The organism is Streptomyces sp. NPDC057617 (assembly GCF_042800555.1).
Classification (GTDB): Bacteria; Actinomycetota; Actinomycetes; order Streptomycetales; family Streptomycetaceae; genus Streptomyces.
Window position 1 is genome coordinate 59,443 of record NZ_JBHVGV010000017.1, and the last position, 14,074, is coordinate 73,516.

14 protein-coding genes are annotated in these 14,074 nt (G+C 70.3%); 2 read left to right on the forward strand and 12 right to left on the reverse strand.

The window, feature by feature from the left end; all coding sequences use genetic code 11:
- Window positions 1-4: 4 nt before the first annotated feature.
- Window positions 5-1,291 (reverse strand): geranylgeranyl reductase family protein, encoded by a 1,287-nt coding sequence (locus tag ACFU9P_RS31470; RefSeq protein ID WP_376377775.1) that lies wholly within the window; start codon window positions 1,289-1,291, stop codon window positions 5-7.
- Between the two features lie 146 nt (window positions 1,292-1,437).
- Here ACFU9P_RS31470 and ACFU9P_RS31475 point away from each other — a divergent pair, with 146 nt between their 5' ends.
- Complete coding sequence (locus tag ACFU9P_RS31475; protein ID WP_384087421.1) at window positions 1,438-1,959, forward strand: GNAT family N-acetyltransferase; 522 nt, start codon at window positions 1,438-1,440, stop codon at window positions 1,957-1,959.
- A gap of 93 nt (window positions 1,960-2,052) precedes the next feature.
- On the opposite strand, the gene ACFU9P_RS31480 is transcribed toward ACFU9P_RS31475, so the two are convergent.
- The 5 genes from ACFU9P_RS31480 to ACFU9P_RS31500 form a co-directional block, all read right to left on the reverse strand.
- On the reverse strand, window positions 2,053-2,745 hold the full coding sequence (locus ACFU9P_RS31480) for a demethylmenaquinone methyltransferase (RefSeq protein ID WP_217307161.1): 693 nt from the start codon (window positions 2,743-2,745) through the stop codon (window positions 2,053-2,055).
- A 180-nt stretch (window positions 2,746-2,925) separates the two neighbouring features.
- On the reverse strand, window positions 2,926-3,585 hold the full coding sequence (locus ACFU9P_RS31485; RefSeq protein WP_384087424.1) for a hypothetical protein: 660 nt from the start codon (window positions 3,583-3,585) through the stop codon (window positions 2,926-2,928).
- A 7-nt stretch (window positions 3,586-3,592) separates the two neighbouring features.
- Window positions 3,593-4,807 carry a cyclic dehypoxanthinyl futalosine synthase gene (gene mqnC, locus ACFU9P_RS31490; RefSeq protein ID WP_376377768.1) on the reverse strand — a complete coding sequence of 405 codons (1,215 nt, stop codon included), beginning with the start codon at window positions 4,805-4,807 and terminating at the stop codon, window positions 3,593-3,595.
- 107 nt (window positions 4,808-4,914) lie between these two features.
- Window positions 4,915-6,711, reverse strand: coding sequence for a serine/threonine-protein kinase (locus ACFU9P_RS31495; RefSeq protein WP_384087427.1), 1,797 nt, complete (start codon window positions 6,709-6,711; stop codon window positions 4,915-4,917).
- A gap of 89 nt (window positions 6,712-6,800) precedes the next feature.
- The gene (locus tag ACFU9P_RS31500) at window positions 6,801-7,667 is read right to left on the reverse strand and encodes a menaquinone biosynthetic enzyme MqnA/MqnD family protein (RefSeq protein ID WP_384087563.1); all 867 of its coding nucleotides are present in this window, start codon (window positions 7,665-7,667) and stop codon (window positions 6,801-6,803) included.
- 387 nt (window positions 7,668-8,054) lie between these two features.
- Between ACFU9P_RS31500 and ACFU9P_RS31505 the strand changes: the two genes are divergently transcribed.
- Window positions 8,055-8,258 (forward strand): cold-shock protein, encoded by a 204-nt coding sequence (locus tag ACFU9P_RS31505; protein ID WP_017948713.1) that lies wholly within the window; start codon window positions 8,055-8,057, stop codon window positions 8,256-8,258.
- Window positions 8,259-8,415: 157 nt separating this feature from the next.
- Here the strand turns inward: ACFU9P_RS31505 and ACFU9P_RS31510 are convergent, their stop codons facing one another.
- From ACFU9P_RS31510 to ACFU9P_RS31535, 6 genes are all read right to left on the reverse strand, one after another.
- Entirely contained in the window at window positions 8,416-10,446 is a 2,031-nt protein-coding gene (locus ACFU9P_RS31510) for an AMP-dependent synthetase/ligase (RefSeq protein WP_384087430.1), read from the reverse strand.
- Between the two features lie 14 nt (window positions 10,447-10,460).
- Complete coding sequence (locus tag ACFU9P_RS31515) at window positions 10,461-10,757, reverse strand: DUF4229 domain-containing protein (RefSeq protein ID WP_384087433.1); 297 nt, start codon at window positions 10,755-10,757, stop codon at window positions 10,461-10,463.
- Window positions 10,758-10,894: 137 nt separating this feature from the next.
- Window positions 10,895-11,425 (reverse strand): GNAT family N-acetyltransferase, encoded by a 531-nt coding sequence (locus ACFU9P_RS31520; RefSeq protein WP_376377756.1) that lies wholly within the window; start codon window positions 11,423-11,425, stop codon window positions 10,895-10,897.
- 12 nt (window positions 11,426-11,437) lie between these two features.
- A complete protein-coding gene (gene mqnE / locus ACFU9P_RS31525; RefSeq protein WP_376377987.1) occupies window positions 11,438-12,601 on the reverse strand; it encodes an aminofutalosine synthase MqnE in 1,164 nt (387 codons plus the stop codon).
- Between the two features lie 145 nt (window positions 12,602-12,746).
- Entirely contained in the window at window positions 12,747-13,199 is a 453-nt protein-coding gene (locus ACFU9P_RS31530; RefSeq protein ID WP_046499778.1) for an Lrp/AsnC family transcriptional regulator, read from the reverse strand.
- A gap of 132 nt (window positions 13,200-13,331) precedes the next feature.
- Window positions 13,332-14,036: a UbiX family flavin prenyltransferase gene (locus tag ACFU9P_RS31535; protein WP_384087437.1), complete on the reverse strand. Its 705-nt coding sequence runs from the start codon at window positions 14,034-14,036 to the stop codon at window positions 13,332-13,334.
- Window positions 14,037-14,074: the final 38 nt, after the last annotated feature.

Below are 14,074 nucleotides of genomic sequence, written 5' to 3' on the forward strand. Positions count from 1 at the left end.
CGGCTCATGCCTTCGGGGCCACCTTCGACAGGCCGTTGATGATCCGGTCCATCGCGTCCCCGCCCGTCGGGTCCGTCAGGTTCGCCAGCATCTTCAGCGTGAACTTCATCAGCAGCGGATGTGTCAGACCGCGCTGGGTCGCCAGCTTCATGATCTTCGGGTTGCCGATCAGCTTCACGAACGCCCGGCCCAGCGTGTAATAGCCGCCGTAGGTGTCCTTGAGGACCTTCGGGTAGTGGTGCAGGGCCAGTTCGCGCTGGGCGGGCGTGGCGCGGGCATGCGCCTGGACGATGACGTCCGCGGCGATCTGGCCCGACTCCATGGCGTACGCGATGCCCTCACCGTTGAACGGGTTGACCAGGCCGCCCGCGTCCCCCACCAGCAACAGGCCGCGCGTGTAGTGCGGCTGGCGGTTGAACGCCATGGGCAGCGCGGCGCCGCGGATCGGCATCGTCATGTTCTCCGGGGTGTAGCCCCAGTCCTCCGGCATCGACGCGCACCACGCCTTCAGCACCTCGCGCCAGTCCAGCTCCTTGAAGGAGTCGGAGGTGTTGAGGACGCCCAGGCCGACATTGGACGTACCGTCGCCCATCCCGAAGATCCAGCCGTACCCCGGCAGCAGCCGGTCCTCGCCCGGGCCGCGCCGGTCCCACAGCTCCAGCCAGGACTCCAGATAGTCGTCGTCGTGGCGGGGCGAGGTGAAGTACGTACGGACCGCCACGCCCATCGGCCGGTCCTCGCGCCGGTGCAGCCCCATCGCGAGCGACAGCCGCGTCGAATTGCCGTCCGCCGCGACGACCAGCGGCGCGTGGAAGGTGACCGGGGTCTTCTCCTCGCCCAGCTTGGCGTGCACACCGGTGATACGGCCCGTGCGCTCGTCGGTGATCGGGGCGCCGACATTGCAGCGCTCGTACAGCCGCGCGCCCGCCTTCTGCGCCTGCCGGGCCAACTGCTCGTCGAAGTCGTCCCGCTTGCGGACCAGTCCGTAGTCCGGATACGAGGCCAGATCCGGCCAGTCGAGCTGGAGGCGCACGCCGCCGCCGATGATCCGCAGCCCCTTGTTGCGCAGCCAGCCCGCCTCTTCCGAGATGTCGATGCCCATCGACACGAGCTGCTTGGTGGCACGCGGGGTGAGCCCGTCGCCGCAGACCTTCTCACGCGGGAACGCCGTCTTCTCCAGCAGCAGGACGTCCAGGCCCGCCTTGGCCAGGTAGTACGCCGTCGTGGAACCGGCGGGACCGGCGCCGACGACGATCACGTCCGCGGTGTTCTCGGAGAGGGGCTCGGTCACGGCGGGTTCTCCCGAAGACTCGAAATTGCGTACCGGACGGCACGGGACATGTGCAGTCTATGGGGGCGCACCGACACCCCCGCCGATGCCTCCGGTGCCGATGCCTCCAGTGATGCCTCCAGCGAAGGGCTGCCCCTGTGAACGACATGACCACGCCGCTTCCCGTCCCCGTGGTGCGGCTCCGGGTCCCCACCGAGGAGGACGCCCTGAACTGGCACCGGGTCTTCGACGACCCCGAGGTGATGGAGTTCCACGGCGGGTTGTCGGCGGAGCTTTCGGTGTACGAGGAGCTGACCGCCCGGCAGCGCAAGCACGACGCCCAACTCGGCTTCTGCTTCTGGACGATGCTCGACGAGGACGGCGAGGTGACCGGCTTCACCGGCGCGCAGCCCTGGCCGCACGAGTCGTTCGGGCCGGTCGGCGAGATCGAGATCGGCTGGCGCCTGGGGCGGGCGCACTGGGGCCGCGGTTACGCGACGGCCGCCGCACGGGCCACGCTGGAGCGGGTACGGGCGGCGGGCGTCGGCCGGGTCGTGGCGATGGTGAACGCGCGGAACGAGCGGTCGGTGGCGGTGACGCGGCGGCTGGGGATGGAGCTGGCGGAGACGTACCCGTTCACGTCGCGGGGGGTCGAAGAGCGGGCGTACTGCTTCCGGTTGGAGCTGTAGGGCTCCCGACGCCGGGTGCGGGGGCGGGGGCTGTGGTGCCGGGTGCGGGCGCTGCTGGCGGTTTGCTGGGTGCTCAGCGGCGCCGGATGCGGATCAGTTCCGTACGCCCCTGTGCAGCGCCACGATCCCGCCCGTCAGATTCCGCCACGCCACCTTGGACCAGCCCGCCGCCTGGAGCCGGGCCGCGAGCGCGGGCTGGTCCGGCCAGGCGCGGATGGACTCGGCGAGATAGACGTACGCGTCGGGGTTGGAGGAGACGGCACGCGCGGCCGGCGGGAGCGCGCGCATCAGGTACTCGGTGTAGACGGTCCTGAACGGCGCCCACGTCGGGTGCGAGAACTCGCAGATCACGATGCGTCCGCCGGGCTTGGTCACGCGGTACAGCTCGCGCAGCGCGCGGTCGGTGTCCTGGACGTTGCGCAGGCCGAAGGAGATCGTCACCGCGTCGAAGACCTCGTCCGCGAACGGCAGCCGGGTCGCGTCGCCCGCCGTGAACGGCATCCAGGGGTGGCGCCGCTTGCCCTCGCGCAGCATGCCCTGGGAGAAGTCGCAGGGGACGACGTAGGCGCCGGTGGCGGCGAAGGGCTGGGAGGAGGTCGCGGTGCCGGCGGCGAGGTCGAGGACCTTTTCTGCGGGGCGGGCGTGGACGGCCCTGGCGACGGCCTTGCGCCAGACTCGGTCCTGGCCGAGCGAGAGCACGTCGTTGGTGAGGTCGTAGTTGGCCGCCACGTCGTCGAACATGGAGGCGACTTCGTGCGGCTGCTTGTCCAGGGATGCGCGGGTCACGTGGCCATTGTGTCCCCCACCCCGCCCCTTCCCGAAACCGGGGGCAAGCCCCCGGACCCCCGTTTTGTCCTCAATCGCCGGACGGGCTGGAAAGGAAAACGCCGGACGGGCTGCTGTGCTGTGTCCTCAATCGCCGGACGGGCTCGAAAGGAAAGCGCCGGACGGGCTCGAAAGGTGGCGCTAGCGGCGGCGGTGGAGTAGGCGGCCTGACAGGGACGTTGCTGTGCAGGTTTTTGCGCCGTACGTCGTCAGGGTTTTGTACGGGGGTGTCTCGGCCGGTAGTGGGATCTCGAAGACCGCGAAGTCCGCCGGGCCGCCCTCCGCCAGCGGCGGCATGAAGACCTCCTCCGCCGGGCGGCCGCCCGCGAAGGGGTCCAGTGAAGGCGCGCCCGGTGGCGGGGCGTAGCGGTGCTCGATACGCAGGCCCGTGCGCGTCACCGCGTCCCGTACCGCATCCCGCCTCAGCTCCCCCGCCACCGCCACCGTGCCGTGCGCCAGCAGTCGCTGGACCCCGCGGCGCGCGCTCGCGCCCCAGCGGGTGTCCGGCATCTCCAGCGCGGCGAGCGCCTCGCCCGTCAGCGGCTCGGTGCCCAGTTCGTCGGCCTCGCGCGGATCGGGGTGGTAGGCATGCTCCAGCAGCTCAGGACCGTACGGATTGCGCAGCCCCGGTGTGAGCACCCCCGGCCAGCGCCGGACCCGTGCGCCCGGGTTCGCGGCGGCGAGCTTCTCGTACGGGCCGACGGCCGCGACCGTACGCCCCTCGACCAGTACCGCACCGCCCGGCACGGGCTCGCGGTCCGCGCCGGGCAGCAGCAGGTCGGCGCGGTGAATGACCAGCACGGCCGGCTCAGTTGGCGCTGAGCAGCTTCAGCTCGGGGTGCGCCGTACCGCCCTCGATCGCCGTCGACGAGATGTGCGAGGCCACGCGGTCGTCGACCGGATCGTTCGCCGGGTCGTCGTGCACGACGAGGTGTTCGTACGTCGTGGCGCGCTGCGCCGGCACCCGCCCCGCCTTGCGGATCAGGTCGATGATCTCCAGCCGGTTCGAACGGTGCCTGGCACCCGCCGAGGACACCACGTTCTCCTCCAGCATGATCGAGCCCAGGTCGTCCGCGCCGTAGTGCAGCGAGAGCTGGCCGACCTCCTTGCCCGTGGTCAGCCAGGAGCCCTGGATGTGCGCGACGTTGTCGAGGAAGAGCCGCGCGATCGCGATCATCCGCAGATACTCGAAGAGCGTGGCCTGCGTCCGGCCCTTCAGATGGTTGTTCTCGGGCTGGTAGGTGTACGGGATGAAGGCGCGGAAGCCGCCCGTCCGGTCCTGCACGTCGCGGATCATCCGCAGGTGCTCGATGCGCTCGGCGTTCGTCTCGCCCGTCCCCATGAGCATCGTGGAGGTCGACTCGACCCCCAGCCCGTGCGCCGTCTCCATGATCTCCAGCCACCGCTCGCCGGACTCCTTGAGCGGCGCGATCGCCGTGCGCGGCCGGGCGGGCAGCAGCTCGGCGCCCGCGCCCGCGAAGGAGTCCAGACCGGCGGCATGGATGCGCCGGATCGCCTCCTCTGCGGAGACCCCGGAGATCCGGGCCATGTGCTCGACCTCGGAGGCGCCGAGGGAGTGGATGACGAGCTGCGGGAAGGCCTGCTTGATGGCGCTGAAGTGCTCTTCGTAGTACTCGACGCCGTAGTCCGGGTGGTGCCCGCCCTGGAACATGATCTGCGTGCCGCCCAGCTCCACGGTCTCCGCGCAGCGGCGCAGGATGTCGTCGAGGCCGCGGCTCCAGCCCTTCGCCGTGTCCTTCGGCGCGGCGTAGAAGGCGCAGAACTTGCAGGCCGTCACACAGACATTCGTGTAGTTGATGTTCCGCTCGATGATGTACGTCGCGATGTGCTCCGTACCGGCGTACCTGCGGCGGCGTACGGCGTCGGCCGCGGCGCCCAGCGCGTGCAGCGGCGCCGAGCGGTACAGGTCGAGCGCCTCCTCGGGGGTGATACGGCCGCCGGCCGCGGCGCGGTCGAGGACGCCAGTGACATGTACGGACGTGGGGTCGGCCTTCTCGGTCACCGGCGGGTCCTTCCCAAAGGGGCTGTGACGCCAAGGGGATATGACGACGATCCACCCTACGTCAGGGGTACGACACGCCTCGGCCGGGCCGTGCGCGCGGTCGTCGCTCAGCGCTTGGTGAGGGTCCCCGTGGGAGTGCCCGCCGCCGCCTCGTCGGACTCGTACAGCACCGTGCCGTCCTCCTTGAGGGTGAAGGTCAGTCCGGCTTCGGCACCGGTGCACAGGCCCTCGGTACTGGTACCGCTGTCGTCGGTCCGCTCGGTGACGCGGAGCTGGCGGGCGGTGCCCGAGACGAAGGTGCCAATGCTGCGGCACTCGGTGTCCACGCCGAGGATCGAGAAGGTGTACGTCATGCGCACCACGTCCTCGCCCTTCGCGCCCTCGCTGATCACCGCCGTGGCATCGCCGTGCGTCACACCGCTCCTCTCCTTCGTCGGCCCCTTCCAGGTGCCGACGAAGGCCGCGGGCACTTCGGTGACCTGCGGGCCCGGGGCCTGGTCCGAGGTGGAGCCGGAGGGCGCGGGATCGTACGGCGTGGACGTCTGGTCCGGATCGGCGGGCGCTCCCGAGGTGGTGGCGCTGGTGGACGGGCCGGCCCCGGCCTCGTTCTCGGGGGCGTCGTTCTTGCTGCCCGGGAAGAGGTCGAAGAGGAGCGCGCTGCTGATCGTCACGGCGGCCAGCGCGCCCGCCACGGTCAGGGCCACGGTGCAGCTCACCTTGCGCCCGCGGCGGCCGGTGCCCGTACCGCCGCCGGACCCGGTACTCGTACTCGCACCCGTACCGGCGTCGGTCGTGAAGGAGACCGACAGCAGCCCGTCGTTCGACCGCTGGCCCGGGAGTGAGCCGTTCGGCGCCGGGTCCGTACCCGGGAGCCCTCCCGGATCGACAGGCGGGCCGAAAACGCCGAGCGCCGGGCCGCCGTTCCCCGTACCCCCGCCGTTGCTGCCCAGGGACGGGCTGCTGAACGGTACGGGCCCCGTCTGCACCGGCGCCGCCGCCTCCAGGTCCAGCAGCCGCACCGCCGCCCGGCTCACCTCCTCGACCAGCGGCCCCGGCAGCCAGCCCCCGGCCACCAGTCCGGCCGCCCCCTCCGGCGCCAGCGTGCCCGCGACCTCGCGCGGCGCGGGCCTGGCCGACGGGTCCTTGGCGAGGCAGCGCGCGACCAGATCCCGCAGATCGCCCTCCAGGGCGCCCAGCTCGGGCTCCTCGTGCACCACCTTGTAGAGCAGCGCGGCCGAGGAGTCGCCCGGGAAGGGGCTCGCGCCCGTCGCCGCGTACGCGAGGACCGCCCCCAGCGAGAAGACATCGGCCGCGCCGGTGACGCCCTTGCCGAGGATCTGCTCCGGCGACATATAGCCCGGCGAGCCCACCGAGACGCCGGTGGAGGTGAGTGAGGCCGTGCCGTCGGTGGCGCGTGCGATACCGAAGTCGATCAGCCGGGGCCCGTCCAGGGCCAGCAGGACGTTCGACGGCTTGACGTCCCGGTGGACGAGCCCCAGGCCGTGGACCGCCACCAGCGCCTCCGCGAGACCCGCGCCCAGCGCCCGTACCGAGTGGTCCGGCAGCCGCCCGTGCCCCGCGACCGCCTGGGTCAGCGAGGGGCCCGCCACATAGGCGGTCGCCACCCACGGAACGGCCGCTTCCGGATCGGCGTCCAGCACCGGCGCCGACCAGCGCGGCCCGTCCGGGCCCGTACCGACGCGCCGCGCCGACTCGACCTCGCGCCGGAAGCGCGCCCGGAACTCCTCGTCCATCGCGAAGTGCGGGTGGACGACCTTGACCGCGACCGTACGGCCGCCCGCCGAGCGCGCCAGATAGACCCGGCCCATCCCGCCCGACCCCAGCCGTCCGAGCAATCGGTACGGACCGATGGCCGGCGGCTCACCTGCCTCCAGCGGCTGCATGCCCGTCCCCCCTCGTCATGTCCACGCGCTTGTACGCGGCAGCCTATGGGGCGGGGATAACGAGGAGGTTGAGGAAGAGTGGCGCGGGCTCAGGGGGTGAGCAGCTCTACGTTCACCGTGGCCGGGAATCCGGTCGTCGGGCCGGTCCTGCGCGCGAACTCCCGTACCCCCGCGAGCTGGTCGGGACCGAACCGGAAGTCGAGCGTCGTGAAGTAGCGCTCCAGCAGCTCCGCGTCGAAGGCCTCCCAGCGCGCCGCCTGCTTGGCCACCTTCGCGACCTCCTCCAGGGACAGGTCCCGGGACGCCAGGAACGCCTCATGGACCTTCCGTACGACCACCGGTTCGCGCGCCAGATAGTCCTTGCGGGCCGCCCAGACCGCGAAGACGAACGGCAGGCCTGTCCAGTCCTTCCACATCAGCCCGAGATCGTGGACCCGGAGACCGAGCCGCGGCGCGTCGTGCAGGGAGGCGCGGAGCGCGGCGTCACCGATCAGGACGGCCGCCTCCGCCTCCTGCATCATCAGCCCGAGATCGGGCGGGCAGGTGTAGTACTCGGGCGCGACCTTGTACTGCTCGGTGAGCAGAAGCTGTGCGAGCCGTACGGAGGTGCGCGAGGTGGAGCCGAGGGCGACGCGGGCGCCGTCGAGCTGTTCCAGCGGCACCTGCGAGACGATCACACAGGACATGACAGGACCGTCGCAGCCGACGGCAAGATCGGGGAATGCGACAAGGTCATCCGCGTTGCGGAGGAATTCGACGAGGGTGACCGGCGCGATATCCAGCTCGCCGCGCACGAGCTGTTCACTGAGCTTCTCCGGAGTGTCCTTCGTCAGTTCGAGATCGAGAAGGGTTCCTGTCCTGGCGAGCCCCCAATAGAGCGGGAGGCAGTTCAGGAACTGGATATGGCCGACACGCGGCCGGCTGCGCGAGTCCGGCGCCGCTGGCCCTGTTGGCACGGGCCCTGTTTCGGCCACGGACTCCCCCACGGCCGCCGTCAGGGGCTCCGCCACGGACCCGGCCGCCTCGGGCGCTGTCTCCGGCGCTGTCGCCGCCTCTGTGTTTTCCACGGGACTGTCCACAAGCGCGAGGCTAGACCCGCGGAGTGCGGGCGATGTGCCCGGGGCGGGGTTCGTCAGCACGTCAGACGCCTATACAAACGTCCGGGTGAAGTGATCTTTACCTCTACCGCTGTGCGCGGAGTGCGTGCTAGGCTCGCCGCAAGTTGCAGTTTGGTTTCCCTTGCAGTACAGAGCCTGCGGAGCATGTGACCCGCAGGCTTTTGTAGTTTTCAGACTTCTTTGCAGGTTCTGGAGCAGGGCAACCCTTTGGCCCAAGGAGGGCTTATGGCTACCGGAACCGTCAAGTGGTTCAACGCTGAAAAGGGCTTCGGCTTCATCGCCCAGGACGGCGGCGGCCCGGATGTCTTCGTCCACTACTCCGCGATCAACGCGACCGGCTTCCGCTCCCTTGAGGAGAACCAGGTCGTGAACTTCGACGTCACTCAGGGCCCGAAGGGCCCGCAGGCGGAGAACGTCACCCCGGCCTAGTTGCCCGGGTCGGCGATCGCGAACGACTTACGCAGTACCAAGGAGCTCTGCTTTCCCCACTCGGGTGGGGTAAGCAGAGCTCCTGCCTTTTTCCGGCCCGTCCGGACCGTACGGACTTCTCGGCCGGGTTTTCCCGGCCGGGCGTGTCGGCGACGCGCTACGGCGCGTACAGCTCGTCGATCTCCCCGGCGAAGTCCTCCGCGATCGCCGCGCGCCTCAGCTTGAGCGACGGGGTGAGATGGCCGGCGGCCTCGGTGAAGTCCACCGGAAGGACCCGGAACCGGCGGATGGACTCGGCGCGCGAGACCAGACGGTTGGCCTCGTCGATCGCGCGCTGGATGGCGGCACGCAGCTCGTGGTCCTCGGCCAGGGCGGCGAGCGGGACGCTCGGCTTGCGCTTCATCATCCGCCAGTGATCGAGGCCGTCCTCTTCGAGGGTGATCAGGGCGGTGATGTACGGACGGTTGTCGCCGAGCACCATGCACTGGCTGACCAGGGGGTGGGCCCGCACCCAGTCCTCCAGGGGCGCGGGCATGACGTTCTTGCCGGCCGAGGTGATGATGACGTCCTTCTTGCGGCCGGTGATCGTGAGATAGCCGTCCTCGTCCAGGGAGCCCAGGTCACCGGTGACGAACCAGCCGTCGTCGGTCCAGGCTCCCCAGTCCTCCCGGTCCTCCCGCTCGGTCCGGTCCCCCCGTACGCCTCGTACCGCCGCCGCGCGCTCCGCGTCCCAGTACCCCGCGCACACATGGCCACCGCGCAGCAGCACCTCGCCGTCCGGGGCGATCCGTACCGCCGCGCCGGGCAGCGGCCAGCCGACCGTGCCGAGGCGGGGCTTGTGCGGCGGGGTGACGGTGGAGGCCGCGGTGGTCTCCGTCAGGCCGTACCCCTCGAAGATCTCGATGCCCGCGCCCGCGTAGAACGCGGCGAGCCGGCGCCCCAGCGGTGAACCGCCGCAGATCGCGTAGGTGACCTTGCCGCCGAGGGCGGCGCGGATCCGGCGGTAGACCAGCGGGTCGTACAGCGCCCGGGCCGTGCGCAGCGCGAACGAGGGCCCGGGGCCCGCGCCGTGCTCCATCGCCTCCACGGCCTCCCCGTACCGCCGGGCGATCTTCGCGGCGCGGTCGAACGACGCGGCGCGGCCCAGCTTCTCGGCGGTGGCGCGGCCGGTGTTGAAGACCTTCTCCAGGACATACGGGATGGCCAGCAGGAAGGTCGGCCGGAACCCCGCCAGATCCGCGAGCAGGTCCTGGGTCCTGATGGAGGGCGCGTGTCCGAGCCGTACCCGGGCGCGCAGACAGCCGACCGCGACCATCCGTCCGAAGACATGCGAGAGCGGCAGGAAGAGCAGGGTGGAGGCGGGGTCCTTGCTCACCGTCTTGAAGATGGGGTGGAGAAGCTCGATGGCGTTGTCCACCTCCGCGAAGAAGTTGGCGTGGGTGAGGACACAGCCCTTGGGGCGGCCTGTGGTCCCCGAGGTGTAGATGAGCGTCGCGGCGGAGTCCGGAGTGAGCGCGGCGCGGCGCTCGCTGACCGCCTCGTCGGGGAGGTGTTCGCCCGCGCGGCACAGGGTGTCGACGGCGCCGGAGTCGAAGGTCCAGAGGTGGGTGAGACCGGGGAGCTGGCCGCGCTCCTGGCCGATCAGCCAGGCCTGCTGGGCGTCCTCGACGGCGCAGGCGACCGCGCCGGAGTCCTGGAGGATCCAGCGGGCCTGGAAGGCGGAGGAGGTGGGGTAGATCGGGACGGTGATCAGACCGGCGGCCCAGGCCGCGAAGTCGAGCAGGGTCCACTCGTAGGTGGTACGGGACATGATCGCGAGGCGGTCGCCGGGGCGCAGGCCCGTCGCGATCAGGCCCTTGGCGACGGCTCGTACCTCGTCGGCGAAGGCGGCGGCGGTGATGTCGCGCCAGCGGGCCTTCCTCTTGGCGCCCTTCGTGCCGGTCTCATTCGCCGCGCTGGTCTTGCGGCTCAGGACGGCTTCGTCGGGGGCCTCGCGGGCGTTGTCGAAGGGGATGTCGGCGAGCGAGCCGGTCCGTACGGGCGGGACCAGCGGCGCTACGGACACTTCCCTGACGGCGCCGTCCTCCCGTACCTTCACGGGCTCGATCAGCGACAGGGGCGGGAACGGCAGGCCGACGGCAGCGGCATTGGCATCGGCGGACGCGGAAGGGGGAAGCGAAGGGGACACGTGCGGGGCCGCCCCTACTGCGTCGCGCCGTCTTCCTGGGAGCGGTTGGCCTCAAGTTTGGCCTTGGCGCCGTCGACCTTGGTGACGAGCTGCGCGGACATCTCGTCGCGCTGCTTGCGGAGCAGGACCAGGCTGAGCGGCGCCGAGATCACCAGCGCGAGCAGCAGCACCCAGATGAAGTTGGAGTCGCCGAGCCCCTTGGGCAGCAGACCGATCTGGACCAGCCCGGCGACGACCACGAAGCAGCCGACGAAGATGCCGAGGCGCATCACGGTGTAGCGGATCGTGGCGCTTGCCTTCGGAGCGGTCACAACGGGCCTTCTCTCTTTCCGGGAGCTTCCTGCCGGGTCCTGCGGGATCTTCCTGGTCCTGCGGGATCTTCCTGCCGGGACCGGTCCTGCCAGGTCCTGCCGGGACGGTCCTGACCCACCAGTCAAGCACGACCCGTTCAGTGCCGGTTCAGGGGGAGCAGCATCGTGATGTCATCGCGGTCGTCACCCGGTGCGACTCTGATCGCGTCGGGCACCCGGCCCACTTCCTTGTAGCCGCACGAGGCATAGAACCGTTCCAGTCCCGCACCGCCCCGGCAGGTGAGCCGGATCGCCTCGATGCCCTCGATGCCACCGGCCGCTTCCGCCGCCGCGGCCAGCAGGTCGCGGCCGTATCCCTTGCCCTGGTGACGGGGGTGGACCATCACGGTGTAGAGCCAGAGCCAGTGCCGCATCAGCCGGTGGGGGTTGAGCGTGAGGAACGCCGTCGCGGCGACGGCGCCCTCTTCGTCGTACCCCACCAGCAGCCGGCAGCGGCCCTCGGCCATCGCCGTGAGATGCCTGACCAGATCGGGCCGGATCTCCTCGGCCGTCACCGGCGGGACAAAGCCGACCGCCCCGTCCGCGTTCGACACATCCGTCCAGAGCGCCAGGACACCGTCGCGCAGGGCGCGGTCCACCGGCGGGTCCAGTTCGAATACGAGCGACATCGACGTGCCCTCTCAGACCCGCATCGGCTGCGGGGACTCACGGCGGTCGGGATCCGGCCCCGGGTACTCACGGATGATTTCGTACCGGGTGTTCCGCTCGACGGGACGGAAGCCGGCGTCCCGGATGAGTTCGAGCAGGTCCTCGCGGCCGAGCTTGTTGGGCGTGCCGTAATTGTCCGCGTCGTGCGTGATCTTGTACTCGACGACCGAGCCGTCCATGTCGTCCGCGCCGTGCTGGAGCGCCAGTTGGGCGGTCTGGACGCCGTGCATCACCCAGAAGACCTTGACGTGCGGGACGTTGTCGAAGAGCAGCCGGGAGACCGCGAAGGTCTTCAGCGCCTCCGCGCCGGTCGCCATCGTCGTACGCGCCTGGAGGCGGTTGCGGATCTTGCCGTCCTTCATGTCGACGAAGTCGTGCTGGTAGCGCAGCGGGATGAAGACCTGGAAACCGCCGGTCTCGTCCTGGAGTTCACGCAGGCGCAGCACATGGTCGACGCGGTGGCGGGGCTCCTCGATATGCCCGTACAGCATCGTCGACGGAGTCTTGAGCCCCTTGGAGTGCGCGAGGCGGTGGATGCGCGACCAGTCCTCCCAGTGGGTGTTGTGGTCGACGATGTGCTGCCTCACCTCCCAGTCGAAGATCTCGGCGCCGCCGCCGGTGAGCGACTCCAGGCCGGAGTCGATCAGTTCGTCGAGGATCTCGGAGGCGGACAGCCCGGAGATCGTCTCGAAGTGGTGGATCTCGGTGGCGGTGAAGGCCTTGAGGGAGACCTGCGGCAGTGCTTCCTTGAGCGCGCTGAGCGAGCGGGGGTAGTAGCGCCAGGGCAGCGTCGGGTGGAGGCCGTTGACGATGTGCAGCTCGGTGAGGTTCTCCCCCTCCATGGCCTTGGCCAGGCGCACGGCCTCCTCGATGCGCATCGTGTACGCGTCCTTCTCGCCCGGCTTGCGCTGGAACGAGCAGTAGGCGCAGGAGGCGGTGCACACGTTCGTCATATTGAGATGGCGGTTGACGTTGAAGTGCACGACATCGCCGTTCTTCCGCGTCCGCACCTCGTGGGCGAGACCGCCGAGCCAGGCCAGGTCGTCCGACTCGTACAGGGCGATGCCGTCCTCGCGGGTCAGCCGCTCACCGGCTCTGACCTTCTGCTCCAGCTCGCGCTTGAGACCCACATCCAGTGCAGATGCAGTCATCAGGCCGCCTCCCATACGTCTGCCAATCGGGCCAGTCGAGCCTACGCCCCCGGTCGGACAGCCCTGACGCGACCCTCCGCTCGCCGGCCCGGCCCGCCTGCCCCGTTCGTCGGTTTTCGCGCTCCGGCCCTTATTCCTCGGGGAGTTCGCCGACTCTGTTCTCCCACTTCGTGGAGAGAACGATGGTGGTGCGGGTACGGGAGACGCCCTTGGTGCCGCTCAGCCGGCGGATGGTCTTCTCCAGTCCGTCCACGTCGCCCGCGCGCACCTTGAGCATGTACGAGTCGTCGCCCGCGATGAACCAGCAGTCCTCGATCTCCCCCAGATCGCGCATCCGGCGGGCCACGTCCTCGTGGTCGGCGGCGTCGGAGAGCGAGATCCCGATCAGCGCGGTGACTCCGAGGCCCAGCGAGGCCGAGTCGACCGTGGCGCGGTAACCCGTGATGACGCCGGCCGCTTCGAGCCGGTTGATACGGTCGGTGACGCTGGGGCCGGAGAGCCCCACGAGCCGGCCCAGCTCGGCGTACGAGGCCCTGCCGTTCTCCCTGAGGGCCTGGATGAGCTGCCTATCCACGGCGTCCATATGCCTGAAGCCTTCCATTGTTCAGCAATCTCGCAAGCTTATATCTAGAATCTAAGGCATGCAGGGCTGGCGCCCTGCGAATCTTTTGAGCCACGCTGTGAGCCGGACATAGAAGCCGGGCGTAGAAAAGACTCAGTCCCCGCGAGAGCCCCCCAGCTCTCCCTTCCAGCGGCGGTACAGCCGGTGCTCCACCCCCGCCGCGTCCAGCACCCGTCCGGCGACAAAGTCCACCAGGTCCTGGATGTGCGTCGCCCCGGCGTAGAAAGCGGGAGAGGCGGGCAGCACCACGGCGCCCGCCTCGTCGAGCGTCACCAGATGCTTCAGCGTCTGGCCGTTGAGGGGTGTCTCCCGTACGGCGACGACCAGCTTCCGGCGCTCCTTGAGAGTCACGCTCGCCGCGCGCTGGAGCAGGTCCTTGGAGAGGCCGAGCGCCACTCCGGCCACACAGGCCGTGGACGCCGGGACGATCACCATCCCCTGGACCGGGTACGAGCCGGACGAGGGCCCGGCCGCCAGATCCCCGGCGCCCCAGTACCGTACGAGGCCGAGGGCCGCGTCGTCGGCGTCCGCGGCGAAGCGGTCGGGTTTGCCGTCCGCGCCACGGGACAGCCAGGCGCGGAGATCGTCCCGCCAGTGCGCGTCCCGGAAGGCGATCCCGGTCTCGTCGAGCAGGGTCAGCCGCGCCGCGCGCGACACCACCAGGTCCACGCTCTCCCCGGCCGCCAGCAGCGCGCGGAGCACGGCCGCGGCGTACGGCGTGCCTGACGCGCCGGAGACACCGACGACCCAGGGCCGCCGTGAGGGGGGTGGCTGGTCTGCGTACGGTCCGGACTTCACGGATCCGAGCCTATCCGGCACCCTCTGCCGGGAACCGG